At 70.1% G+C, this 25,056-nt stretch carries 16 protein-coding genes and 3 tRNA genes; 8 read left to right on the top strand and 11 right to left on the bottom strand.

Annotated elements, in window-relative coordinates; genetic code table 11:
• Window positions 1-79 precede the first annotated feature (79 nt).
• From AB0333_RS11905 to AB0333_RS11895, 3 genes are all read left to right on the top strand, one after another.
• A complete protein-coding gene (locus AB0333_RS11905) occupies window positions 80-1,246 on the top strand; it encodes a DUF1611 domain-containing protein (RefSeq protein WP_366218885.1) in 1,167 nt (388 codons plus the stop codon).
• Window positions 1,247-1,440: 194 nt separating this feature from the next.
• Window positions 1,441-3,135 (top strand): ABC transporter ATP-binding protein, encoded by a 1,695-nt coding sequence (locus AB0333_RS11900; protein WP_366218884.1) that lies wholly within the window; start codon window positions 1,441-1,443, stop codon window positions 3,133-3,135.
• Window positions 3,136-3,158: 23 nt separating this feature from the next.
• Window positions 3,159-3,854, top strand: coding sequence for a hypothetical protein (locus tag AB0333_RS11895; protein ID WP_366218883.1), 696 nt, complete (start codon window positions 3,159-3,161; stop codon window positions 3,852-3,854).
• A gap of 70 nt (window positions 3,855-3,924) precedes the next feature.
• Here the strand turns inward: AB0333_RS11895 and AB0333_RS11890 are convergent.
• Window positions 3,925-4,013 (bottom strand) — tRNA-Ser (locus tag AB0333_RS11890).
• 58 nt (window positions 4,014-4,071) lie between these two features.
• The gene (locus AB0333_RS11885; protein WP_366218882.1) at window positions 4,072-6,423 is read right to left on the bottom strand and encodes a prolyl oligopeptidase family serine peptidase; all 2,352 of its coding nucleotides are present in this window, start codon (window positions 6,421-6,423) and stop codon (window positions 4,072-4,074) included.
• A gap of 80 nt (window positions 6,424-6,503) precedes the next feature.
• On the opposite strand from AB0333_RS11885, the gene AB0333_RS11880 reads away from it, so the two are divergent.
• The gene (locus tag AB0333_RS11880; protein WP_366218881.1) at window positions 6,504-8,489 is read left to right on the top strand and encodes an FAD/NAD(P)-binding protein; all 1,986 of its coding nucleotides are present in this window, start codon (window positions 6,504-6,506) and stop codon (window positions 8,487-8,489) included.
• Window positions 8,490-8,578: 89 nt separating this feature from the next.
• Here AB0333_RS11880 and AB0333_RS11875 read toward each other — a convergent pair whose 3' ends face one another.
• The 5 genes from AB0333_RS11875 to AB0333_RS11855 all read right to left on the bottom strand — a co-directional run bounded on the left by AB0333_RS11875 (window position 8,579) and on the right by AB0333_RS11855 (window position 16,854).
• Window positions 8,579-11,710, bottom strand: coding sequence for an ExeM/NucH family extracellular endonuclease (locus AB0333_RS11875; RefSeq protein WP_366218880.1), 3,132 nt, complete (start codon window positions 11,708-11,710; stop codon window positions 8,579-8,581).
• Between the two features lie 133 nt (window positions 11,711-11,843).
• The gene (locus tag AB0333_RS11870) at window positions 11,844-14,573 is read right to left on the bottom strand and encodes a 5'-nucleotidase C-terminal domain-containing protein (RefSeq protein ID WP_366218879.1); all 2,730 of its coding nucleotides are present in this window, start codon (window positions 14,571-14,573) and stop codon (window positions 11,844-11,846) included.
• Between the two features lie 266 nt (window positions 14,574-14,839).
• Window positions 14,840-16,486, bottom strand: a complete 1,647-nt coding sequence (locus tag AB0333_RS11865; protein ID WP_366218878.1) for an FAD-binding oxidoreductase — start codon at window positions 16,484-16,486, stop codon at window positions 14,840-14,842.
• Between the two features lie 37 nt (window positions 16,487-16,523).
• Entirely contained in the window at window positions 16,524-16,649 is a 126-nt protein-coding gene (locus tag AB0333_RS11860; protein WP_366218877.1) for a hypothetical protein, read from the bottom strand.
• A gap of 117 nt (window positions 16,650-16,766) precedes the next feature.
• Window positions 16,767-16,854: transfer RNA gene (locus tag AB0333_RS11855), tRNA-Ser, on the bottom strand.
• Between the two features lie 219 nt (window positions 16,855-17,073).
• On the opposite strand from AB0333_RS11855, the gene AB0333_RS11850 reads away from it, so the two are divergent.
• The 3 genes from AB0333_RS11850 to AB0333_RS11840 are packed head-to-tail and all read left to right on the top strand — an operon-like array spanning window position 17,074 to window position 20,374.
• Window positions 17,074-18,939 carry an HNH endonuclease gene (locus AB0333_RS11850; RefSeq protein ID WP_366218876.1) on the top strand — a complete coding sequence of 622 codons (1,866 nt, stop codon included), beginning with the start codon at window positions 17,074-17,076 and terminating at the stop codon, window positions 18,937-18,939.
• The gene (locus tag AB0333_RS11845; RefSeq protein WP_366218875.1) at window positions 18,900-19,916 is read left to right on the top strand and encodes an NAD(P)H-quinone oxidoreductase; all 1,017 of its coding nucleotides are present in this window, start codon (window positions 18,900-18,902) and stop codon (window positions 19,914-19,916) included. The genes AB0333_RS11850 and AB0333_RS11845 overlap by 40 nt, the downstream gene beginning before the upstream one ends.
• Window positions 19,916-20,374 carry a hypothetical protein gene (locus AB0333_RS11840; RefSeq protein ID WP_366218874.1) on the top strand — a complete coding sequence of 153 codons (459 nt, stop codon included), beginning with the start codon at window positions 19,916-19,918 and terminating at the stop codon, window positions 20,372-20,374. The genes AB0333_RS11845 and AB0333_RS11840 overlap by 1 nt, the downstream gene beginning before the upstream one ends.
• A 62-nt stretch (window positions 20,375-20,436) precedes the next feature.
• Here AB0333_RS11840 and AB0333_RS11835 read toward each other — a convergent pair.
• Window positions 20,437-20,510: transfer RNA gene (locus AB0333_RS11835), tRNA-Thr, on the bottom strand.
• A gap of 211 nt (window positions 20,511-20,721) precedes the next feature.
• On the opposite strand from AB0333_RS11835, the gene AB0333_RS11830 reads away from it, so the two are divergent.
• Window positions 20,722-21,450 carry an HAD family hydrolase gene (locus tag AB0333_RS11830; RefSeq protein ID WP_366218873.1) on the top strand — a complete coding sequence of 243 codons (729 nt, stop codon included), beginning with the start codon at window positions 20,722-20,724 and terminating at the stop codon, window positions 21,448-21,450.
• A gap of 37 nt (window positions 21,451-21,487) precedes the next feature.
• On the opposite strand, the gene AB0333_RS11825 is transcribed toward AB0333_RS11830, so the two are convergent.
• The 3 genes from AB0333_RS11825 to tmk are packed head-to-tail and all read right to left on the bottom strand — an operon-like array spanning window position 21,488 to window position 25,024.
• Entirely contained in the window at window positions 21,488-23,068 is a 1,581-nt protein-coding gene (locus tag AB0333_RS11825; RefSeq protein ID WP_366218872.1) for an alpha/beta hydrolase, read from the bottom strand.
• A gap of 43 nt (window positions 23,069-23,111) precedes the next feature.
• Window positions 23,112-24,323, bottom strand: coding sequence for a DNA polymerase III subunit delta' (locus AB0333_RS11820; protein WP_366218871.1), 1,212 nt, complete (start codon window positions 24,321-24,323; stop codon window positions 23,112-23,114).
• A complete protein-coding gene (gene tmk / locus AB0333_RS11815; RefSeq protein ID WP_366218870.1) occupies window positions 24,320-25,024 on the bottom strand; it encodes a dTMP kinase in 705 nt (234 codons plus the stop codon). Before tmk ends, AB0333_RS11820 begins: the two co-directional genes overlap by 4 nt.
• Between the last annotated feature and the right edge of the window lie 32 nt (window positions 25,025-25,056).

Raw genomic sequence — 25,056 nt, 5'->3', positions numbered from 1 at the left:
ATGGGGTGTTGGTTCCATGGTTCTCAAGGCCGGCGGAACACCCCGAACGGTCACCGGAACACAGTGAGAGGCCTACGCCATGACCATCGAGATGAGCCACCCGACCAACGCCCCGACCATCGTTGAGACCGCCGGCGCCACCTACCAGCGGACGGAGCTTCCGGCCCGCATCCAGGCCGCCTACACCACCCGCTTCGTGAGTGAGGCCCTGGAGGCAGACCGGTCCGCCTTCCACCTGGCCAGTGGTCCCACCGTCACCCCGCAGGCCGGCGACGTGGTGGTGGCCCGCGTGACCGAGATCCTCAATCACCAGCGCGTGGAGACCCCGGAGTCCCGCAAGGCCATCCTGTTCCCGGGGGCCATCATCATGCTGGCCTACGGCCACCGCTACGCCGCGGACCAGTTCCTGGCCCACGTGCCGGACTCCCTGGAACCCTGTCACCTGGTCGCCGCCGGCGGCGTGGCCGGCACGGTCACCGTGCAGCACGCCGACATGGACGATCCGACGAGGATCGAGCCGCTGGGCCTGCTGGCGGACGCGGCCGGGGTCGTCAACCTCTCCCGCTTCGCCCCGTACTCGCTGAACCCGGTTCCGGCCCTCGGAGCCCCCGCCGCAGAGCTGGAGGCCGCGCTGCCGGGCCGCCCGACCGTGATCGCGGTGCTCGGCACCTCGATGAACTCCGGCAAGTCCACCGCCATGGCCACCCTCGTCAACGGCCTGACCAACGCCGGCCTGAGGGTCTCCGCCGGGAAGTCCACCGGCACCGGTGCCGGCAACGACCCGATGATCTACGTGGACGGAGGTGCCGCCAAGGTCCTGGACTTCACCGACTTCGGGTATCCCACCACCTTCAAGCTCGACTTCGAGCAGGTCCGCTCGCTGACGGTGAACCTGGTGGATGCCATGGCGGAGACCGATACCGACGTGGTGATCGTTGAGATCGCCGATGGCGTCTACCAGGGCGAGACCGCCCGGCTGCTGCGCGACCCGCTCTTCCAGTCCGTGGTGGACCGCGTGGTCTTCGCGGCCGGCGATGCCCTCGGCGCCGTGGGCGGCGTCCGGGAACTGCAGGAGGCGGGCCTGGACGTGGCCGCGGTCTCGGGGGTCCTGACCTCCTCGCCGCTGGCCACCGCCGAGGCCAACGAGGTTCTGGCCTGCCTCGGGGTCCCCGTCATCGACACGTACGAACTCACGAGCGCAGCCGTCTCGACCGCCCTGCTGCCCCAGGACTGGAGGACCTCCTGAACCCGGATCGCCCCCAGAACCAGCAGCACGACGACGGCCGGACCGGCACCCAGCGCCGGTTCCGGCTGTCGGCCGACGCCACCGCCGAGGCCCTGGCCGACGGGCCCAGCGAGGACCCCGTCGAGGGTGCCGTCGGGGCCGCCACGGACCAGGAGGATGAGGGCACGACGGAGGCCACCGGCCGGGCGGAGCGGATGCCGACCGTCTGGGCGGGACGACGCCGCTACCTCCTGGTGATCCTGTTCCTGCTCGGCATCTTCCAGGCGATCATGGCCTTGGTCATGTCCTTCACGGTGGACTCCCTGCTGGGGATTCCAGCCCAGGCCAATGCGGCGCTCCAGGCCGGGACGGCCCCGGACGGAACCGCGCTGGACCCGGCCGCGGTGGCGGAGGCGGGCACCTACGTGCCGTGGCTGCAGCTGTCCGTCCTGGCCCTCACCGTGCTGTCCATCTTCGGCGCCCGCTGGGGGGAGCGGGTGGTGGGGGAGGACCTCGGCCAGGACTACGTGTATGAACTGCGCCGCAAGCTGATCGGCACGACGCTGGGCGGCGCCGGCAATCCGTCCCTGGGCGTGACCATCACCCGTGCCTCCAATGACCTGACCTCCGTGCGCAACTGGGTCTCCCAAGGCCTGGTGCCGCTGTTGACCTCGCTGCCGCTGATCGTGGTGGTGCTCGGCGTCCTGGCGATCTCTGACTGGCAGGTCGGCCTGGCCGTCGGCCTTCCCATCGTGCTGCTCGGTCTGGCCGTGCCACCGCTGGCCAAGGCGACCTTCACCCGCGCGAGATACCTGCGCCGGCGTCGTGGCCGGATGTCAGCCCGGATCGCGGACACCGTCCGTGCCGGGGAGTCCATCCAGGCGGCCGGCGGCATCAACCGCGAACTCAATGCCCTGGACCGGGACTCGGGCAAGGTGGTCAGCGCCGCGGTGTCCCGGGCCCGGATCACCGGACTGGTCCGCGCCTCCGCCATCACGGCGGCCTCCCTGGCCACCGCCGCCGTGGTGGTGCTCGGGACCCTCGGCCTGATCGACACCGCCGGGGTGGCCTCCGCCATGACACTGGTGGGCGTGATGTCCACCCCGCTGGGAGACCTGGGCCGCGTGGTCGAGTACCGGCAGAATTACAAGGCCGCCCGCCGCATCCAGGCGCCGTTGCTGGCCCAGGCGGAAGTGCTCCGGAAGGCCGAGAAGGACCGTGAGGAGAACTGGAAGGACGTGGAGAGGGAGCGCTCGGATACCGGCCGCAACGGACTGCGGATCCGCCGCATGGTGGTCCAGGGCCAACGCGTGCCCCTGCTCCACGCCGGCGCCGGCGACGTCATCCAGATCAGGTCCCATGACCCGGGGCGGATCCAGCCCTTCCTGGTGAACCTCCTGGCCGGTCAGAACACGGCCGCGGAGCCGGACGGTGCGCTCCCCGATCTTGAGATGGCCGTGGACGGCTATGACTACACCCGGGCCCCGGGCCGCCAGCGGCGTAAGCTGCTCGGCCACGCCTCCGTGCGCGTGCCCCTCGAACGGGGCACCGTGTCCCGGGCCATCACCTACCGCAACCCCAAGGCCACGGACGAGCAGACCCGGGCGGCCCTCGCCCGGGTGGGCTTGGACCGCGTCCTGGAGGAGTTTCCCCGTGGCGAGGACACGCGGCTCAAGAACGGCGGACAACCGCTGACGGGCTCTCAGGTGGCCCGGCTCAAGCTGGGCCGCGCCTTGCTGGACAACCCTCCACTGCTGGTGCTGGACGGCATTGATGCGGATCTGGACGGGGAGGGCCTGCGCCTGTTGCGCGCCGAGCTGGAGGCCTATCCCGGTGTGGTCCTGTTCACCTCGCAGAACCCCGGAAGGATAGCCCCGGGACACCGGGTCTGGACCGTCGACGCACCCTGAGGGTCTCGCCCTAGACTGGGACCATGGAGTACCTCGTTCCGGTGTTGATCCTGGTGGTCGTGGCCGTCCTCGTCGGTGGCGGCGCCTGGGTGCTGTCGCGCCGTTCCGCCGCCGGGTCCACCTCATCCGGAACGCCGGGTCGCCGCCCGCGCCGGGGATCCCTGGCCGGCCGTATCAGCTCTGAGAACGCCAAGGTCGCCTCGAACCGGATGGACCAGGCCGCGCACCGCGAGGTCTATCGGCTGATCGCCGCCGGCCGCACCGCCGAGGCCGTCACCGCCTACCGCCGCTCCACCGGCCTCGGCACCTTCGAGGCCATGATGGACATCCAGGCCCTGGCCACCTACCCGCAGATGTGGACCAAGCCGCCGGCCGAGGGCACGACGCCGGCCACCTCGCCGGCCGCTGTGAGCTCGGGCACCCGGGTGCCGCCGGAGGATATCGCCGATGCCACCGACCTCGTGGTCCCGGAGGACTGGCTGGAGGAGAGCCTGCCCTCCGACCGGCCGTTCGAACTCGAGGTGGTGCGGGACGAGACCACCGTCCGGGTGTCCTCGGACGATCTGCCGCCCTACCTGCGGGACCAGCTGACCGCGCTGGTCCGTGACGGCCGAGTGGAGGACGCGGCCCTGGAGCTCTCCGCCCACACGGTGCTCACCGCCGAGGAGGCCCTGCAGTTCCTGCACATCCTCCAGCGTGAGCAAGGACAAGACGACTGACGCAGCCGTTTCACAGCACCCACGGCAACAGAAAAGCCCGGAATCGTGATGATTCCGGGCTTTTCCACTGCGGAGACGGGGGGATTTGAACCCCCGGTCCGACTTTCGCCGGACCCTTCATTAGCAGTGAAGTCCATTCGGCCGCTCTGGCACGTCTCCACTGTTGCCATCGGTGAGATGGTAACCCTGACATGGTAGCCGCCGGGGGCCCCGGAGTTCAAAGCGAGTCTTCTGCGACGCTCCTCCACAGGAACTCCAGGGACCGCGCGTGCATGGCTGCGGCCTGACGATTGTCCGAGGCACCGGCGTGGCCGCCCTCGAGATCCTCGTGGAACCAGACGTTCGGCACGCCCAGCCGCATCATCCGGGCCGCCATCTTGCGGGCCTGGACGGGGCCGACCCGGTCGTCCGAGGTGGCCGTCCACACCAGCAGGTCCGGATGGCCCGTGCCCGGGCCCTCGGCGTCGCGTCCGGCCTCGGCGCCGGGCACCGGCCGCTCCAGCAGCAGGTGGTAGGGGGAGAAGGTGCGGAGGTACTCCCACTGCTCGGGATCCTCCGGGTCACCGTACTCGGCGATCCAGCTGTGGCCGGCGGACAGGACCGTGTACCGGCGCATGTCCAGCAGCGGCACCCCGCAGCTCAGGGCGCCGAACAGTTCGGGGTAGGAGGTGGCCATATTGCCCATCAGCAGGCCGCCGTTGGAGCGGCCGGTGGCGGCCAGGTGGGACCGGTCGGTCACGCCGCGCCGGATGAGGTCGCGCGCCACGGCGGCGAAGTCCTCGTAGGCGCGGTGCCGGTTCTCCTGCAGGGCCGCCCGGTGCCAGTCGGGCCCGTACTCGCCGCCACCGCGGATGTTGGCGATCACGTGGATGCCCTGCCGGCCCGCGGCGTTGCGGCGGCTCAGCCAGCCGCGGCCGTACACGCCGGAGTAGCCGGGCAGCTTGGAGGCGAGGAACCCGCCGTAGCCGTCCATCACCACGGGGTTGGCCCCGTCGGTCTCGAGGTCCTCGGGACCGATCTGGAAGTACGGGACCCGGGTGCCGTCGTCGGACACGGCGAAGTGCTGGCGCACCGCCAGTCCGGTGGCATCGAAGTGTTCCGGACCGGTGCGCACGGTCACCAGAGCGGGAACGACGTCGTCCGGCCGGGTGTTCTCCTCCAGGTCCGCCCAGTCCGCCGGCAGCGTGGCCCGCAACAGGGTGGGCGGGGTGAGCGCGCCGGTCGCGGTGATCCACAGGTCGTTGCCGCAGTCCGGATCCTCGTCATCCACGGCGCTGACGCCCAGTGTCAGGAAGGGATCCGCGGGATTCGGGTGCTCCAGCCGGATCCGGCGGGTGGCCCCGAGTGCCGGTGGCCGTCCGGCCGAGGTCTGAGGCGTCCCCCGGGAATCCGGGGCCGCCAGCGCGGACTGGGGCAGGGCGTACACGGTGGAGGCGACGTCCCGCAGCACGGTCAGCACCAGGTGCGCGGCGGTCCACGTCCACGCGGACAGGGTGCGGTCCGGGGCGGGCAGGAACGCCGCCCGTGGCTCCTCGGAGCCGTCCAGGAATCCGTCCACCGTGCAGACGAGCAGGGAGCCCGCCGGATGCACGGCGGTCGGCAGCTCCCACTCGGACTTCAGGAACACCGTCAGCCACTGCCGGTGCACGTCCACCTCGGCATCCAGGGGCACCTCCAGCTGTCGCCAACCGGAACGATCGCCGGGGCCGTCCGTCGCCTCCGGCGACGCGGGCTCCCGCAGCCACGTGGTGGAGCGGTAGAAGTCCACGGCGTCGATGGCGACCGTCCGCTCCCAGCCCGGCGTGGAATCGTGCCCGCCGAACGCGGCCACGTGCCCGGGATCCACCTCGAACACGGTCGGTGCCGCGGCGATGGCACCCTCCGGCCCGCCGCGCCGCAGGACCCGCAGGGTCCGGGCGTAGGAGGACCGGGTGGCGTCGCCGGCGTCGGGATCCGGGTCCGTCACCGTGCCGACCAGCAGCCGGTCGCGGTCGATCCAGAAGGCCTGGGTCTTGGCCACCGGAAGGTCGAAGCCCTCGGGCGCCGGCACGAAGGCCCGGGTGGCGAGGTCGAACTCGCGCACGGCCACGGCGTCACCGCCATCGGGGGAGAGCCGCAGCAGGGCGCGGTCCCAGTCCGGGCGCAGCAGCCGGGCGCCGGCGAACACCCAATCGGTGCCCTCCCGGGCGGCCAGGGCGTCCACGTCCACGAGGACCTCCCACTGGGGGTCCCCGGCCAGGTACGGCTCCCAGCGGGTCCGGCGCCACAGCCCGCGCGGGTGCTCGCCGTCACGCCAGAAGTTGTAGTACCAGTCGCCGCGCTTGGTGACGTGGGGAATCCGGTCTGGGGAGTCGAGGATGGCGGTGAGATCCCGCTGCAGCTCCTCGAAACCGTCGGAGGCCAGCAGTGCCTCCGTGCGGGCATCCTGCTCCCGGACCCAGTCCAGGGGGCGCTCGCCGTGGATGTCCTCGAGCCAGAGGAACTCGTCCTCGGGCTCGGTGGCGGTGTCGATGGCCGCGGCGGGGTCGGTGGGCGTGACGGTGGGAACGGTGCGCGGGTTCTGCTGCATGCCCCCATCGAAGCACACGTTCACGCACCGGCCGTAGGCTGATGATCACGAACACGCCGTACCGCGAGAGGACCCCCGCCATGACCCCAGCCGTCCCAGGAGACCGGTTCACGATCGCCGTGGTGGGAGCCGGACCGCGGGGGACCTCGTTCCTGGAGCGGTTGCTGGCGGTGGTGGAGGAATCCGAACCCGAGGCACCGGTGGTGGACATCGTGGTGCTGGATCCGGAGGAGCCCGGTCCGGGCCACGTGTGGCGGACCGGGCAGTCAGAACTGTTCCTGATGAACACCCCGTCCTTCTTCCCGACCGTGGCGGCCGCCGGCACCCCTGGCCTGCGGCCCTCGTCGGCGGCCTTGACCTTCGATCAGTGGCGGATGGCGAACCCGGACCGGGCCCAGGTCCTGGACCGCACGGATTACCCGCCGCGGGCGGTCTACGGCCGCTACCTCGCCGAGATGTACCGCGAGGTGACGGACGCGCTGGCCGCCTCGGCCGCCGTCGGGAACCTGGACTGGCGTCAGGCCGAGGTGGTGCATCTGGAGCCGGCGCGGACGGTGACCCCCGTGCACGGGGCTCACGGCGCGGCGCACCGGAAAGCGATCCTCACCTGTGGTGACGGGAGCACGCTGGCGGCGGACGCCGTCGTGCTGGCCGTGGGGCATGTCCCGGCGCGCCTGACGAGCGAGCAGCACCGCTTGGCCACTGCGGCGGTGGAGCTGGGGCTGGAGTACCGCGGGCCGTCCATTCCCGCTGACCTCAACTGGGACGCCGTGCCCGCCGGAGCCGACGTGCTGGTGCGCGGCATGGGACTGAACTTCTTCGACGCGCTCGCCCAACTGACCCTGGGCCGCGGCGGCCGGTTCGTGGGCACCGGCCAGGGCCCGGGCCGGACGCTGCGCTACGAGCCCTCCGGGGCCGAGCCGGTGCTGCACCCGGCCTCACGGCGGGGCGTCTGCTACCTGCCCAAGGCCGAGCTGGATGCATTCGTCCCCCATGCGGTGGCCCTGAAGTACCTGGTGCCCGAGGTCGTGGAGGCGCTCCAGGCCGAGCACGGCCCGCTCGACTTCATGAGGCACTTGTGGCCGCTGATCCACCGTGACGTGGTGCGCGCGTACTACAACGCCCTGGTGCACAACCAGCCGGAGGTCCTCGGCGGCTCGGGTCCGGCCATCGAATTCCTGGCCGCGCTCGTGGGACTGCTGGAGTCCGCCGGCCGCGGCGAGCCGGTCACGGCGCACCAGGCGCAGGAGCTGCTCCACGCCTACGCGCCGGGGATGCCGTTCCTCGACATCCGGGCCCTGGCCCGCCCCTTCGAGGGCCGGGTGTTCGACTCGGGCGAGGCCTATCAGCGGGAGGTCACCGGCTTCCTGGAGGGCATCAGCGCCGAGGCCGCGGCCGGGGAGGACTCCCCGCTCATGGTGGCCATCGGAACCCTGCATGCCGCGCGGTTGCTCGTGAAGCAGCTGGTGGCGGAGCAGCGGCTCACCGATGCCTCCCGGCGGCGGGACGTCTCCGGCTGGTTCGAGACGCTCGTGGAGGGCCTGGCGTCCGGTCCGCCACTGGCGCGGGTGGAACAACTGCTCGCCGTGGCCCGAGCCGGACTCGTCCGGTTCGTGGGCCCGGATCCGCAGTTCGAGCCCGACGCCGGCCGGTCCCGGTTCACGGTGTCCTCCCCGCAGGTGGGCGGCGCGGACGAAGCTCAGGACGTGCACCGCGGGACGTGGATGATGGAGGCGATGATGCCGCCGAACCGGGTGCTGCTCGCCGCCTCGGACCTGGTGTCCTCGCTGCTGGCCGAGGGCACCGCGGTGCCCTACACCGTGGAGGATGAGGAGGGTGACCCGGTGCCGGGCCGGGGCTTCGACGTGACCGGGCGCCCCCACCGGTTGAAGGGGGCCGGGGGAGCCGTCCAGGAAGGGGTCTTCGTCCTGGGGCTCCAGCTGGCCTCGGTCCAGTGGGGCACGGCGATCGCCGCGGAGGCCGGCCGCGATCCGGACGGCCGGGCCCGCACCCTGGGGGACGCGGAGGCCGCGGCCCGGGCGGTGTGGGCGCTCGCGACCGGCTGACTCCGCGCTGATCCGACCCGGGATACACGGATGGCCCCACCCCGTCGAGGTGACGAGGTGGGGCCATCGGTGCGTTCGGGCCGACGGGGTCAGTCGGTGCTGGTGAGGTCGTGCTGGTACATGACCTTGGCCACCTCGCCGCGGCTGATCGGGTCGTAGGGCCGGTACTCGCCGTCGTGGTAGCCGTTGACGAGGCCCTCGGCGGCGGCCCAGGAGATGGCCTCGTAGTGCGAGCCGGTGGACGGCACGTCCGGGAACGTGGAGACCTCGGGGGCGGTGAAGCCCTCAGGACCGGCGGCCCGGTAGAGGAAGGTGACGAACTCCGCGCGGGTGACGTCCTGGCCGGGGCGGAAGGTGCCGTCGGCGTAGCCCTCGGACACGGCGGTGGCGCCGTCGGAGCCATCGGGATCCTCGGCGGCCCAGGCGATCGGGGTGAAGTGCGGGGCCCCGGCTGGCACGTCCGGGAACACCGGGGCGTCAGGGTCCGTCGGGTCGGCCGGGTCCACGGTGTAGTCCGGGTCCAGGTAGCGCTGCAGGAAGGCCACGGATTCGGCGCGGGTGATCTCGGCGGCCTTGCGGTAGGTGCCATCGGTGTAGCCGGTGGTCACCCCGGCGGCCTGCATCCACCGCACCGGTGCGTAGTACACCGAACCGGGCTGATTGTCCGAGAAATCCTCCGGGACGTCCGTGCCACCCAGCTGGACGCCGACCAGGACCGGGTTGTGGTCGGAGGAGCGCCACTGATCCGGGGCGTAGAGCTGCTCCGGGGTGTAGTTGTAGCGGGAGTACTCCAGGGCGATGGACTCATTGGCGTTGATCATCCAGATGTCAGTGCCCGTGACGGTCTTGTCAGCTGCGGGGGACGCGAAGATCCCGTCCAGCGAGCCGACGCCGGCGTCGAAGGCGTAGGAGTACTCACCCTCGGCCTTGGCCCCCTGGCTGACGTAGCCCGCGGCTTCGAGGACCGTGATCGGGTCCTCCTTCTCATAGGCATTGAAGTCACCCATGAGGAACACCCGATCCGTGTCTTCGGAGTCCTTCTGGTCCTCGGCGAAGTCCACCAGGGACTCGGCCTGGGCCACGCGGTCCGCGTTGGAGTTGCCCTGCCCGTCACCGCTGTCCTCGTTGCCGGCACCGGACCCGGAGCCCTTGGACTTGAAGTGGTTGGTGATGGCCACGAACTCGGTGCCCTCGACCCCGCCGTCCTCGCCAACGGCGCGGAAGGTCTGGGCCAGCGGCTCGCGGGCGTTGCCGAAGGCGGGATCACCGATCAGGATGGTGGATTCGCCCACGGCCTCCACCAGGGCCGGCTGGTAGATGAAGGCGTTGCGGATGACGTCCTCGTCGGCGGGGAGCTCCGCGGGAGACTCGGCGAAGGCCCACTTCTCGGTGCCGGCCTCCTCGTTCAGGACTGCGACCAGGGAGGCGAGGGACTCATCGCGGTCGTTGCCGAACGCGGCGCTGTTCTCGATCTCCTCGAGGGCCACCACGGAGGCATCGAGCCCGTTGAGGGCGGCGACGATCTTCTCCTGTTGGCGCAGGAAGTTCTCCTCGTTGTACGCGCCGCGCGGGTCACAGAAGTCGGTGGCGATCGGGTTGCCCTCGTGGTCCAGGTAGGCGTCGCAGTCCTCGAACTCGTCACCCAGGGTGGTGAAGTAGTTCAGCACGTTGTAGGAGGCCAGCTGCACATTGCCGCCCACGTCCTCCGGGGTAACCTCCGCCTCGCGGGTGTTCTCGAAGGTCGCGGGCTGGACCTCCTCGGCGTTCTCATGGGTGAGGTGCTGGGTCGGCTGGAAGTTCCACGCATCGAAGCGGTAGTCGAGGATCACCGGGTCGGTGAAGGCCACGGCTGAACCGATGCGGGCCGGATCGTCGAGGTCCAGGTAGGGCAACTTGTTCTGGTTGCCCGGGGAGCGCATGAAGTTCGTCGTGGCGCCGTCATCAAGGACGATCAGCTTCTCGGCGTTCTCGGCCATCACGGCCTGGGCCTCGGCGCCCGGGTTGGCGACCGACGTCGGGTTCGGCAGTGGGTCCGTACCGGGGGCGAGACCGAGCGAACCGTAGGAGTTCACGTCGTAGTTGTCCGTGATCGTCCACTCCATCCCGGAGGGGTCGAGCAGCATGCCCTCGTGGGCCTCCTTGGTCGCCTCGTCGGCAGGGAACTCGAGGACGGTCGGCTTAACGGCCTCGGCGGCCTCGTCGAGCTGTTCCACGCCCCCGGCGCGGACGGTCAGCTGGGTGCTGCCGTAGTACTCGGACACCTCGCCGATGACCTGCACGTGATCGCCCAGGGCGACCGCACCCACGGTGTCCGCGGAGTAGACAAAAATGGCGTCGGAGGCACCGGGGGTGGAGTCATCGCCGCCGGTACCGGCGGTCTGGAGGTAGTACCCGTTGAAGCCACCGGTGGAGTAGACCGCGGTGACCACGCCCTGGGTCAAGACGTTCTCGCCGACCATCTCGGAGGCGGTCCCGATCCCCTGGATCTCGGCGATCGGCGTCATCTCCGTGGGGACCTCGGGCTCCGGCTCCGGCTCACCGGTGCCGCCGCCTGCGGTCTCGCCCGCGGCGTTGGTGGGGGTGACCGTGCCGGTGGCCGTGAAGTCGGCGGAGTTGTCATCCGTGTCCACGAAGTCCGTGCGGGTCATGGACTTCGGGTCGTTGTTCGCCGAGGGGCCGGTGGCGGCCGTGGTCTCGAAGGTGTTGGAGGTGCCGTACCCCAGCAAATCCACGACGCCGGCCGCTTCGGTCTCCGCGGTCACGGAACCGACCGGGAGGGAGACCTTTTCGGTCTGGTTCGCGAGGACGAGGGTCCCGTTGGTTCCGGAGAAGGACACTGTGGTGTCGATTCCGGCGTCCGCGGCCGGCAGCGCCTCGCCGTTCGGCTCGTTGCCGTTGGCGTTGCCCTGGACCAGGTAGTAGCCGCCGGCCTTGATGGTGCCGGAGAGCTCGATGACCCCGGTCGGGGCAGCCTCACCGGTGGCAGAACGGTATTGGATGGACCATCCGTCCAGGGAGACGTCGGCATCGCTCGGATTGTAGAGCTCCACGAACTTGTGGGTGAAGGCGGCGTTGGCGGATCCGCCGTTGGTGTAGGCCTCGTTGATGATGACCGCGTCACCGGAGGGAGCCGCCGTGGCGGCCTGCGCCGGGACCACAAGGGTGGCGGACAGCAGCGCCATCGAGGCGCCGACTGCTGTCAGGCGTGAAGAGAACGTCATGGTGATGTCTTTCGGTGGGAGTGGCGATGTGACGATGCGGGGCACACTGTGACCCCACCCCGTCGCTGCGGCGGACGGGGCGGGGTCACGGTGAGTGGTGCTGCTGGGGTGTTGAGAGGCGAGGCGGGGTCGGTCAGTCGGTGCTGACGAGGTCGTGCTGGTACATGACCTTGGCGACCTCGCCGCGGCTGATCGGATCGTAGGGGCGGTATTCGCCGTCGTGGTAGCCGTTGACGAGGCCTTCGGCGGCGGCCCAGGAGATGGCCTCGTAGTGCGAGCCGGTGGACGGCACGTCCGGGAATGTGGAGATCTCGGGGGCGGTGAAGCCCTCAGGACCGGCGGCCCGGTAGAGGAAGGTGACGAACTCCGCGCGGGTGACGTCCTGGCCGGGGCGGAAGGTGCCGTCGGCGTAGCCCTCGGACACGGCGGTGGCGCCGTCGGAGTTGTCGGCGGCCCAGGCGATCGGGGTGAAGTGCGGGGCCCCGGCCGGCACGTCCGGGAACACCGGGGCGTCCTCGTCGTCCGGGTCCACGGTGTAGTCCGGGGCCAGGTAGCGCTGCAGGAAGGCCACGGACTCACCACGGGTGATCTCAGCGGCCTTGCGGTAGGTGCCATCGGTGTAGCCGGTGGTCACCCCCGCGGCCTGCATCCACCGCACCGGTGCGTAGTACACCGAACCGGGCTGATTGTCCGAGAAATCCTCCACGACGTCCGTGCCGATCGTGAGGGCCGAGCGGACCTCGGTGGTGGACTCATAGGCGTCGTCGTAGGTCACGGTCATGACCAGTTCGCCCACGCCGGTGGTCTCGGGTGCCTGCAGGGTGGACAGGTCCGCGGACTCGCCGTCTGCTGCCACCTCCACGGTGCCAACCTCCACGGCCTCTCCCTCGGCCGGTTGGAAGGCCACGGAGACCGAGGTGGCATCGCCGGCACCGTCGGAATCCATCTCCAGGTTCTCCAGCGTCAGGGAGAGATTCGCCCCGGGGGTGGCGGTGCTGGTGGCGTCCTTGACCTCCACCGCCTTCTTGGCGAAGTCCGGGCGGATGTCACCTGCGGCAGCGGTCTGCGCCTGCACGTACTCCTGGAAGGCCTGGTTGTCCATGATGCCCAGGTCGACCTTGTTCTCCTGGCCGATGGCGAAACCCTCGTAGCCGTCCGGGGCGGAGTTCTCAGTCCCCACCCAGGAGTCGTCGGCGAGGAAGGACAGGGTGCCGATGGTGTACATCTCGTCCATGACCACGGGCTCGCCGGCGATCCAGATGCCGGTGACCTTGTCGTCCTGCGGCCGCGACTCGTCGTAGGTCCAGGTCAACTCCTCGGACCAGCCCAGGTGCAGGGCCTTCTTTCCGTCCTGCCAGTTCTCCTCAAGTACCTGCTTGAGGGAGGAGCCCGGAATGTCGAAGTAGGTCAGCGTGTTGCCGAACGGGGCGAAGTCCAGGATCTCGCCGAGGCTCACCTTGCCGACCATGTCGGCGGCCTTGTTCGGGAATTCGCCGCCGCCGGTGAGCTTGTCGAACAGCAACTCGGCGCGCAGGCCACCGGAGTTGGTGACTCCGAGGTCCACCTCGGAGTTGCTCAGGGAGATGCGGTCCTTGAGGGCGTTGGCAGCCCAGTTGCCCAGGGTGGTCTCCTGGCGGCGGGTGCCACCGGCGCGCCAGCTGCCGGACTCCTCGATGCGGGTCTGGTAGTCGGTGGTGATGGAAGAATCCATCTCGCCGATCACGGTGTCCTTCAATTCGTCGAACTCGGCGACGGCGGCCTTCTCGGTCTCGTAGATGGCCTGGACCGTCTCGGTGGAATCCGCCACGAGGGCGTCCATCGCTGCCGGGTCGAATGCGTCATTCGGCTCTTCACCGGTCATCGGGGTGGGGGTGCGCTCGATGAGTTCGGAGTCGTAGTCCACGACCTCTTTTGTCTCGGTGTCGATGGTCAGCTCCACGGCACCTAACAGGTTGCCGGACTGTCCAGTCTGCACCACCGGACGCTCGGTCTCTCCGGCCGTCGTCTCGTAGTTGTAGGTCTGGTGCGTGTGACCGTTGAAGATCACATCCACGGACTCATCGGTGCCGTTGACGATGGAGTCGAAGACTGCCGAGTTCTCCACCTCATTGGCCAGATCACCGTTGCCGGAGGCGCCGTCATGATAGGAGGCCACGATGACGTCCGCGGTGCCGGCGGCCTCGATCTCCTGGGCCACGCCGTTGACGGCGTCGACCAGGTCGATGACCTCGTTGCCCTGCAGGCCGGACCCGGTGGTGGTGGCGTAGAGGTTGTTCGGGACGGCGCCGATCACGGCGACGTCGACACCGTCGACCTCGAAGATTTCGTGGTCGGTGAGGATCGGCTCCTGGGTTTCCGGATCGACGAAGTTCGCGGCCAGGAAGTCGAAGTCGGCGATGTCCATGACACGGCCGGTGAGGTCGTCCAGGCCTTTGTCGAATTCGTGATTGCCGGCGGCGGCGACGGCGAGGCCCAGCTGGTTCATGATCTCGAGGGTCGGCTCGTCCTGCTGGACGTTCGACACGGAGGCCGAGGCGCCGATCAGGTCGCCGGCGGTGGTCAGCAGGGTGGAGCCCTCACCGTTGGCTGCCTCGAACGCGGTGCGGTAGCCCTCCACCGTATGGGAGAAGAGGGTGCCGCCGTACTCCTCGGACAGCGCTCCGTGGAAGTCGTTGAAGCTCAGGATCGAGATCTTCTCGGTGCCCTCGGCCGCCGGCTCGGCGGCGGTCTTCACGGCCTCATCGGTGGACACAGTAGCGCCGGCCCCTGTGGAGGCCGGCGCGGGTGGTTCGGTGGTGGCGGACGCGGGCAGTGCGACGGCGGGAGCGGCAACGAGCCCCGCGGTCAGAACACCTGCCAGCAAGGACTTCCTTGACTGCAGCGACATGTGATTCCCTCTTTGATTCCCCTGGACGGTGCGAACCCGCCGGTGATGGGGATGTACCGGCGCTGGTCGACTTCCACTGACGTGGCAGCTCCGTCATCTGATCACCGCCGGGTGAAATTCCGGTAACGGTGGAGGGAACGGTACAGGGCAGGACCGGTGAAGACCAGATCCAAAAGACCACGATGCCGTGGCAACCGGTCAGGTTGCTACGGCGTCGTGGGCGACACGCCATGTGGCACCGTTCACCCGAACCGCGCGGAGAAGCTGTTCTGGAATCGCATCCCCGGGTCGTAGCGGTGCTTGGTCGCGAAGAACGCCTCGAGCCGCGGGTACGCCTGCGCCACCTGCTCTCTCGTGTAGTGCTGCTGGTATGGCAGGTAGAACGTCCCGCCGAGGTCCAGGGAGGACTCGACCAGAGCACGCGTCAGGGAAGCCATATCCTCGCTGCCCTCGTCGCTGACCTTCTGGCTGAGGTAGAGCACCAGCGAGAACCTCTCACCCTGCGCGTAGTCCAAGACGATGTCCTCGCCGTGTACCGAACGGATCGAGGCGCTGAGCAGCTGGGCGTCGTGATTGCCGAGCTGGGCTCGCAGCTCGTCGAGGAAGGGGACGATCTGGTCGGGGGGCAGGAAGTACTCGTGCAGGACGTCCGTGTACTGCGGAAGCCGGTTCTGCAGGAAGCCCAGGCTCTCGTACATCGTCTGGTTGCGCCCGACCATGCACGCCTCCGCCTCGCGCAGGGCCTCGTTGCGAGACTGCAGACAACCGCGCACCCGCGGCAGCAGCTCGCGTTGTGCCGTCCACTTCAGGCGCTGCCCGAGATCACCGGTGCGGGCCAGGTTGAAGACCAGCCGGCTCGCCCGGTCCGAGGCCCGTTCCTTGAGCGGCGGGACTGGTTCGGCGGTGTCGACCCGCTCGTAGGTGTAGACAATTGCCTCCTGCAGCAGGCTGCCCGGGGATGTCGACAGGTGTGTGTAGGTCATCCGCACCGCGTCGACGGCAGCCACCTGTGAGGCGAAGACCTGCGGGAAATCGCGGTGCGGGATGACGGTACTGCGCAGCCGGTACATCTCGCTGGTGACCAGATCGAGTTCCACGTCGAGCACCACGCCGAAGAGCCCGTAGCCGCCCACGACGGCCTGGAACAGCTCGGGCTCCTGGTCCGGGCCGACCCGGTGCACGGTGCCGTCGGCGAGCATCACCCGCAGCGAGCGGATCGTGGACGACAGGCTCCCTGCGCGGAAGTCCAGTCCGTGCGCGTTAACCGAGACCGTGCCCCCGACGCTGAGCACGTCGACGCTGGGCATGGTAGAGACCGACAGCCCGACCGGGTGCACCGCCTCCAGCACCTGGTGCCACGTCGCGCCAGCCTGCACCGTGGCCGTCCTCGCGTGCTCGTCCACGGTGATCGCGTCGAGTCCGCGCATGTCCACCACCAACCCACCGGGGTATGTCGCCTGCCCGCCCATCGCGTGCTGCGTGCCCCCGACGGCGACGACCAGGTCATACTCCTCGGCGAACGTGAGCGCGGTACGCACCCCATCCTCGTCGACCGGCCGGACGACGCCGAAGACCGGGGTCCGGGTCAGGCAGCTGGCGTCGGACACCGTGCCGCCGTGCTGGGCGAGACCACCGGGGTATGCAGCAGCATCCGACTGGGCGGTTGCGCGCGACGCTTCCTGGGTGGGCGGGAATGGCGCCGGGCTGACGACGCAGTCCTTCGCAGCGACCGGGTCCCCCGACCACAGCGCGAGCTGCGGGCCACCCACGACCAGGACCAGCATGAGGGCCAGCGCGGCGAGAGAGAAGCGCACCCGACTCCTGCGCCGCGAACGGTGCTCCGGCAGGCGACGGCTACCGGAGCGCTCGTGCGCCACGGACGATCCCATGGCTCATTGAACACCGGGCGCCCGACCGAGGCCAGATCTAGGGCATGGGGACCATGTCCTTGAGAGTGAGTTTGGGACTGCCCTTCTGCGCCCGGGTGGTCAGGTAGTCGAGGTCCTCCCGCCGGGCGTTGGGCGAGGCAGTCGCGGAGCAGCGCGCAGGCATGATCCCCCGGGCGGCGTCCGGGACCAATGGCCACAGTCCGGCCACAAATCGGACCTAGACGGCCCCCAGAAACGCGGAAGCGGCCCCGCTCAGCGGGGCCGCTTCCCTTTATTCACGCGGATGGTAAGAGATTCGAACTCTTGGTACGGGGTTACCGCACACTGGTTTTCAAGACCAGCTCCTTCGGCCGCTCGGACAACCATCCAGGGGGACCATTCTAAAGGCCCCGATCAGCCTACCGGTGTTGCGGCATTCCATGGCGGGGCCTGTCCCGCGCGTGCCCCTGTGCCGCCCCGTCCTGCACAGGTGTTGCTTTTCCGGACGTCGTCCACATCTCGGGTGGTCGTTGCTTATCGTGTCCAGCCACCTCCGTAGAGTAGTACACATGTTCGAAGCGCAACGGAGTCAGTGGAGCGAAGGTGACGTGCCCCAGCCCGACGGCGGCGTCAACGGCAGCGCTGCCGCCGCCGCCCCCAGCAGCGTCCCGGTTGCGATCCCCGGCACGGATACCCCGGATGCCACCATCGCTGGATCTGACGGTGCGCGGGTGCCGGTGACTGCGGTGCCGGTCAACGCACTCCACCTCATCGGCCTGCGCCAGGCCTTGGCGCTGATGGTCCCCGCCGCGGCCCTCAACCCCGATGAACTGGACGCGCGGCAGGCCATTGCATCTCCGGACGGGCCCGAAGCCGAGGCCATTGACCGGATCCAGGCTCTGGAAGCACTGAAGTCAGCCTGCGCTGCCGCCCAGGCCCGCGAGACCGCCGCCCTGCATGTTCACCGCACGCAGTCTGAAGCAGCCCAGGGCATCCCCGAGGATCGTCGCGGTCGCGGTCTGCCCGCCGAGGTCGGCCTGGCTCGGCGTACCGGGGCCCGGGGCTCCAAACACCTCCGCCTGGCCCTGAACCTGGTGGCGGACCTGCCCCACACTCTGGACTCTCTGACCACTGGACGCATCAGCGAAGACCAGGCTGCCACCATCGACCGGCAAACCCACTGGCTCACCCCGCCCCAACGTCGGGCCGTCGATGCCGTCCTGGCCGAGCGGCTCGAACTCCTCGGGCACCGGGACCTCCTCCAGGAAGCCCAAGCCGCGGCCCACGGACAAGACCCGGCCTCCGCACTCCAGCGCCAGGAACAGGCCTGCCGAGACCGTCACGTGAGTCTGAAACCAGCCCAGACCAATCCCGGCATGGCCTACCTCACCGCACTGCTCCCCATCGCTCAGGGTGCCGCCTGCTTTCAGAATCTGACCACGGCCGCAGCCAGCACCATCGCCGAAGGCGACGCTGCGGAGAGGACCCCACAGCAAGTCCTCACCGACCTCTTCGTCCAACGACTCACCGGCCAGGCCACCGCCGACGCCGTCCCCGTCGAGATCCAACTGATCATGACCGACACGAGCCTCCTCACCGCTGCCGGCATTGCCAGCGGAGCAGTCGGGGAGGACCCAGATGCAGGCACCGAAACGAGCGCCGGCGCACATCACGCCGACCTCCCCGCCGGCCTCCCCGCGTGGCTGCCCGGTCAAGGTCCGATCCCGGCGCCCGTGGCACGCCGGATGATCGCCGATACCGAGGCCGAGGTCTTCCTGCGCCGGCTCTACACCGCACCCACGACCGGCCAGCTCGTCGCGATGGACTCCCACCGCCGGGCCTTCTCCGGACTCTTGCGCCACATGGTGCTCCTCCGTGACGGCATCTGCCGCACCCCGTACTGCGATGCCCCGATCCGGCACATCGACCACGCCACTCCCCACCGCGAGGGCGGACCCACCTCCTGGGACAACGCCTCCGGGCTCTGCGTCCGCTGCAACCACACCAAAGAGAACCCCGGCTGGACCCACCATGCCACCGCGGAGGAACTGCGCGTCACCACTCCCACCGGCCACGACTACACCAATCGCCCCCGACCCCTCACCCCGCCACCGGAACCCGCATCGACAGGACCAGCACTGAAGGAACCACCGCTGAGAGCGCGTGGACCGTCACGGGTGATCGCCTGCTCCACCACCCTGCCGAACACCACGGTGACCGCCACCCTGCCGGACAACATCTCCAACGAGGTGCCAGTCGGTTCGCCAACCGGCTCGATGCGTCCCTCAAGACCATCGCCACGGAGTCGGCGAATGGCGCCGAGGTCAACGTTGCGTTGGGAGACAGCTCACGCGACCATGCAGCCAAGCCACCCGAGTAGCCTAGAAGTAACGCTGAGAACGTTGTTGACGAGCCACCAGAGAAGGGGAGGGCCATGTCCCAGCAGCTCCATCACCACACCATGCGGGCCGTGACGTATGCCGGTGCCGGTGGTCGCGAGGTTCTCTCCGTGGAGGACCAGACCCTCCCGGTGGCGGGGCCCGGTGAAGTCCTCATCAAGGTCACTGCTGCCGGCATCAACCGCGCGGACCTGTTGCAGCGGGCGGGAAATTATCCCGTCCCGGAGGGGGCCTCTGAGGTGCCCGGGCTGGAGGTCTCCGGAACGATCGAGGAGACCGGGGCGGGCGTCGGGAATTGGGATTTCGGCACGCCGGTCTGCGCCCTGCTGGCGGGCGGCGGCTATGCCGAGTACGTGGTGGTCCCCGCCGGACAGGTCGTCTCCGTGCCCGACGGCGTCTCCCTCACCGATGCGGCCGGGCTCCCGGAGGTCGCGGCCACGTGCTGGTCCAATCTGGTCCAGCAGGCCGGCGTGGGCCGGGGCGACTGGGTGCTCGTGCACGGTGGCACCGGCGGCATCGGGTCGTTCGCCCTGCAACTGCTGAAAGCGCTGGGCGCGCGTCCCGTGGCGACCGCCGGGAGCGCGGACAAGGTGCAGCGGAGTCTCGAGCTGGGTGCTGAGGCGGCCATCAACCACCGTGAGGAGGACTTCGTGGCCCGGATGAAGGAGATCACCGGTGGCCATGGCGCGGACGTGATCCTGGACGTGATGGGGGCGAAGTACCTGGAGAAGAACGTAGCGGCGTTGGCGCGCGGCGGTCGGCTGGTGGTGATCGGCCTGCAGGGCGGAGCCTCCGGAACCCTGCCGATCGGCGCGGTCATGGGTAAAAACGCCGTGGTCACCGGGACGATGCTGCGCCCACGGCCGGCGGAGGAGAAGGCCGGGATCATGCGGGAGGTGGCCGAACAGGTCTGGCCACTGGTGACCTCCGGAGCCATCCGCACCACCACGGATGCGGTGTTCGCCCTGGAAGACGTGGCGGCCGCCCAGGACCGCTTCGAAGAGGCGGACCGGACAGGCAAGATCCTCCTGAGGACGGGGGAGAGGCCCTGATGGCAGGACCGTTCGCGCGGCGCCGGCAGGCCAAGAGGGACGAGACGGAGCTCGGGACCGATCTCTGGCGCCGGAGCCATGACTGGTTCATCCGCTCGCTGGACCGGTACTGGCAGGTGGTCCAGGAGGCCCGCGCGGAGGGCACGATCCCCGAGGACGAGTTGAACGGGCTGGTCAACGCCGGCAACGTGCTGGCCGAACTGGCGCCCCGGGTACGCCACCTGTGCGTGGAGGCCCACCGCCACCACCCCGAGACCGGACTGCAGGTCCCCGCGTCCGGCAGCGATGTGCACCGCATCCTGTCTCGGGCCGCGAACGACCTGGCCACCACGGCCCAGGCCGCGGCGTTGTTCCGGCTGGGCCAGGCATCGCTGCATTCGGTGGGACGCCGGGCCGAGAAGGTCGTGGCTGCCGTGCAAGAGGCAGAGGAGGCCGCCGGCCTCCGCCCTGGAACCTAGAGTCCGGAAACGAGAACGCGCCGCTGCGGGAGAAGTTCCCTCAACGGCGCGTTGTCTGTCTGAGCCCCCTACCGGATTCGAACCGGTGACCTGCTCTTTACGAGGGAGCTGCTCTGGCCAGCTGAGCTAAGGAGGCGGACGCTGACACCCGGGGGGTGCCACGGCTATCGATGATAGCGGGCCGGTGCCCCGCCCGGCAAAAGCAGACAGGGCGCACCGTGTTCACAACCCACAGACGACGTTCACTTGACGTCCAACCTCAGGACAGGTCGCCGCGGTGGAGTGGTCCGAACATGATGACAGGCCCGGCACCAGCCGGGCCGTCTGTCTACGGGAGGACAGTTGTGATGATGCCTGCCATCGCCCCACCGCACCGGGACGTCCGTTCGCGGCGTCCGCTGAAGCTGGCCGTGCTGGACATGTCCGGCACCACCGTGGAGGAGGGAGGTCTCCAGGACGAGGCCTTCACCACCGCGATCCTGCAGGAGGGCATCGAGCCGGGAGGCTCCCGCTCGGATGCGATGGTGGGGTACTTCCGTGAGGCCCGCGGCACCTCGCGCCATGAGATCTTCCGCTCCATCTTCGCGGAGGACCCCGTGGCCGCCCGTCGCGCCAACGATTGCTTCGAGTCCACCTATGACCGGCTGCTGGCCGAACGTGGCGTCCGGCCCGTGGACGGTGCCGCGGAGGCCGTGGCCGCCCTCCGCGAGGCGGGGATGAAGATCGTGCTGACCACCGGCTTCGCCCGGCACACCCAAAACATGATCCTGGAGTCACTGGGCTGGATGGGCGTCTCCGATCTCAGCCTCTGCCCCTCGGACGCCGGCCGTGGCGCGCCGTACCCGGACATGATCCTCACGGCGCTGCTGGCCCTGGACCTCGAGGACGTCCGCTCCGTCATGACGGTGGGGGACACGGCCGGGGACATCCGGGCCGGCCAGCGGGCCGGTGCCGGGCTGACCGTGGGGGTGCTGACCGGCTATCACGACGAAGCCGCGCTCAGCGGTGCCGGGGCGGCCGTCGTCGTGCCCTCCATCCGGGACGTCCCGGCCCTGGTGACCGGCGCAGGCTGCTGAGACCCTGACCCCGCTGGCAGACTCCCGGGCAGACTAATCAGTCGCAGGTCAACCCGTCCTCGGGCACGGTGCCCTCGATCAGGTACCCGTCCACGGCGGCCCCGATGCACTCCCCGGCCCGGCCGTAGGCGGTATGCCCCTGGCCGTTCCAGGAGACGAGCACCCCGGACTCGAGCTGCTCGGCCAGCGCCGGGGCCCACTCGTACGGGGTGGCGGGATCACCCTGGGTGCCGATGACCACGATCGGCGCTGCCCCGGGAGCGCGGGCGGGAGCGGGCTCGTCCACCGGCTTCTCGGGCCACTCGGCACAGTTCGCCCCACCGTAGGCCAGGAACCGGCCAATGGTCGGGGAGGCCTCGTCCAGCTGTTCCGCCTGGCTCCGGAGCGTCTCGGTGTCGGACGCCGAAGAGGAGTCGAGGCAGTTGATGGCCGTGAAGGCGTCGTTGATGTTGGAGCTGTACTCGCCGTCCTCGTCGCGGCCGGCGTTCAGGTCCGCGAGGTACAGCATCACGTCCGGGTTGCCGTTCATGGCGTCGGCGACGGCCTGGGTGAGCATCGGCCAGTTCTCGTCCGCGTACAGCGGGGTGATCAGCCCCGCGACGAAGGTGGCGGCCGGGACCTGCCGCCCGTCGGAGGAGGTCAGCGGGGACTGCTCCACCTGCGCCAGCAGCTCGCGGAGCTGCGCCACGCCGTCCTCCGCCGTGCCGGACAGGGGGCAATCCGGGCCGGCGAGGCAGGACTCAGCCCAGGCCGCGATGGCCTCCTCGAAGGCCTCGGCCTGGCCCAGGCTCACCTCGAACTCGTCGAGCGACGGATCCATGGCCCCGTCCAGCACCATCCGGCCCACGTTGGCCGGGAACTGCTCGGCGTAGGAGGCCCCCAGGGCGGTGCCGTAGGAGAAGCCGAGGTAGTTCAGCCGCTGATCGCCCAGCACGGCCCGCATCAGGTCCATGTCCCGGGCCGCGGAGTCGGTGTCCACGTGGCCGAGGACCTCACCGGTGTTCTCATCGCAGGCCTGCGCGTACTCCCGGGCGGACTCCCGGACCTGTTCCAGGCCCTCGTCGGTGGAGGGGTCGATGTGCTCCTCGCGGGCCGCGTCCATCTCCTCGTCGGACAGGCACTCCACCGGCGCCGAGCGGGACACGCCGCGGGGATCGAAGCCGACCACGGCGTAGTGGTCCTGGACCGCTCCGGAGACCACGTAGTCCAGGGAGTCCACCACCATGTCCACCCCGGACGCTCCCGGCCCGCCGGGGTTCAGCAGCAGGTGCGGGGCGCCCTCCTCGGCCCCTCCTGTGCGGACCAGGGCCAACTCGATCCGCTCACCCTGCGGATCCGCGTAGTCCAGCGGGGCCTCCACGGTGGCGCACTCGAAATCGCCGGCATCCTGCTCGCAGGACTGCCAGGCGGGGTCCTGGGCGTAGAGGTCCTCCAGTCCCTCCGGAACGGCTGCGGTGCCCGACGTCGGCTCTACGGCTCCGGAGGCCGGCCCGCCGGCCTGCCCCTCGGCCTGCCCGCCGTCCGGCCCTCCGCCCGAGGTGCACCCCGTGAGGACCAGGACGGTCGCGACGACGGCGACCAGGGCGCCGGAGGTGGAGGAGAAGGGGTGCAAGCGCACGCGGGGTCCTTTCGGGACAGCGTCAGTGGGCAGAATCAGGGGGTCAGACCAGCTCGCCCGGACGGCGGTCCAGGATGCGGTCCGGCAAGAAGCTCATCGTCATCGCCTCGAGCGCCAGCAGCGGGGGCACGTTGCCTGCCAGGCGCCGGCGGGCGGTGGCCACGGCGTCGATCCGGGCCACGGTCCGCTCGGCGGTGACCCCGTGGGCGTAGGAACCGAGCTCGTCCCGCAAGTGCTCGTTGACCAGCTCCGCGCCGGTGCCCAGCTGCAGGGCCAGCACGTCCCGGAACAGGCCGGTCAGGTCGATCATGGCGCGGTCGAGGGTGTCATGCACGGAGCGCTTGTTGCGGGCCGTCTGGCTGTCCTCGAGGCGCTTGACGTGGTGGCGCAGCTTGGGCGGGACCTTCTCGTCCTCACCCAGGCCCAGCGCGCGCAGCAGGCCGGCCCTCTCCTCGGCGTTGCGGACCTCGGCCGAGGATTTCGCCTCCTCCTGGGTGACCTCCACCAGCTCCTTGGCCAGGGCCACCGCATCCGAGGTCGCCTGGATCCGCAGCGGCAGGTGGACCACGGCTTCACGGCGCTGCCGGGCGCCCTCGTCCCGGGCCAGCCGCCGGGCCATGCCCACGTGGGACTGGGAGGCGCGGGCCGCGAACAGCGCCAGTGCCGGATCCAGGCCGTCGCGGTCCGCCAGCAGGTCCGCGACCGACTGCACCGAGGGAATGCGCAGCCCCACCGGGCGGCACCGGGAGCGGATGGTCACCAGCACGTCCGCGGGGGAGGGGGCACACAGCATCCAGATGGTCCGGGCCGGCGGCTCCTCGATCGCCTTGAGCAGGACGTTGGTGGCGCGCTCCGTCATGCGGTCCGCGTCCTCGATGATGAAAATCCGCCACCGCCCGGAGGAGGGACGGTCCTGGGCGAGGGAGATCAGCTCGCGGATCTCGTCGATCTTGTACGTGACGTTCTCGGTGGCCATGACCTTGACGTCCGCGTGCGTTCCCGCGTGCACCGTCAGGCAGGCGTGGCAGTGCCCGCAGCCGCGCCGGGCCGGGTCTGCCACCTCGCACTGGAGCGCCTGGGCGAACGCCCGCGCGGCATTGGACCGTCCGGAGCCGGGCGGGCCGGTGAACAGCCAGGCATGCGTGGGAGCGTCCATGGTCGCGGCCCGGGACAATTGCCCGACGGCGGCCTCCTGGCCCGCGAGCTCGCCCCACGCGGGTGCCACGGCGGGCGGGACGTCGGGTGCGGCGCTCATCGGCCGGCCCCGTGGCCGAGCAACCCGGCGACCTGGCGCCACACCTCGGCGGCGATCTCCGGGGCGGACCGGCCGGCGTCGAGCACCAGGTAGCGCTCCGGGGCCTGAGCGGCACGGTCCGTGAAGGCGGTGCGGATGCGCTGGTGGAAGGGCTCGGGCTCGGATTCCAGGCGGTCTGGACCGGTGCTGCCGGTGGCCTGCTCGCGGCCGGCACGGCGGGTGGCGGCGGTGCCGGTGTCCACGTCCAGCAGGACGGTCAGGTCCGGGTGCAGGCCGCCGGTGGCCCACTCGTTGACCCCGGCCACCGTGTCCGTGCCGAGATCCCGGCCGGCCCCCTGGTAGGCCACGGAGGAGTCCACGTAGCGGTCGGTCACCACGGTGCGTCCGGCGGCCAGGGCCGGGCGGATCAGCTGGCGGACGTGGGCGGACCGGGCGGCGGCGAAGATCAGGGCCTCGGTCACCGGGTCGATGGGGGAGTGGACCGGATCCAGCACGAGGGAGCGCAGCCGTTCGCCGACGTCGGTCCCGCCCGGCTCGCGCGTCAGCAGCACGTCGTGACCGTGGGCCGTCAGCCGTTCGGCGAGCATCCTCGCCTGGGTGGACTTGCCGGAGCCGTCCCCGCCCTCGAAGGCGATGAAGAGACCCAGCGGACCGGTCCGGGAGGGGACGGGTCCGGGGGAGGGGGAGGGCTGCTCGATCACCGGTCCAGCCTAACGGCCCGGGCCGTCACAAC

It is taken from the genome of Citricoccus sp. NPDC079358 (assembly GCF_040702545.1).
Taxonomy (GTDB): Bacteria; Actinomycetota; Actinomycetes; order Actinomycetales; family Micrococcaceae; genus Citricoccus.
This window is presented reverse-complemented; position numbering and strand designations above follow the sequence as displayed.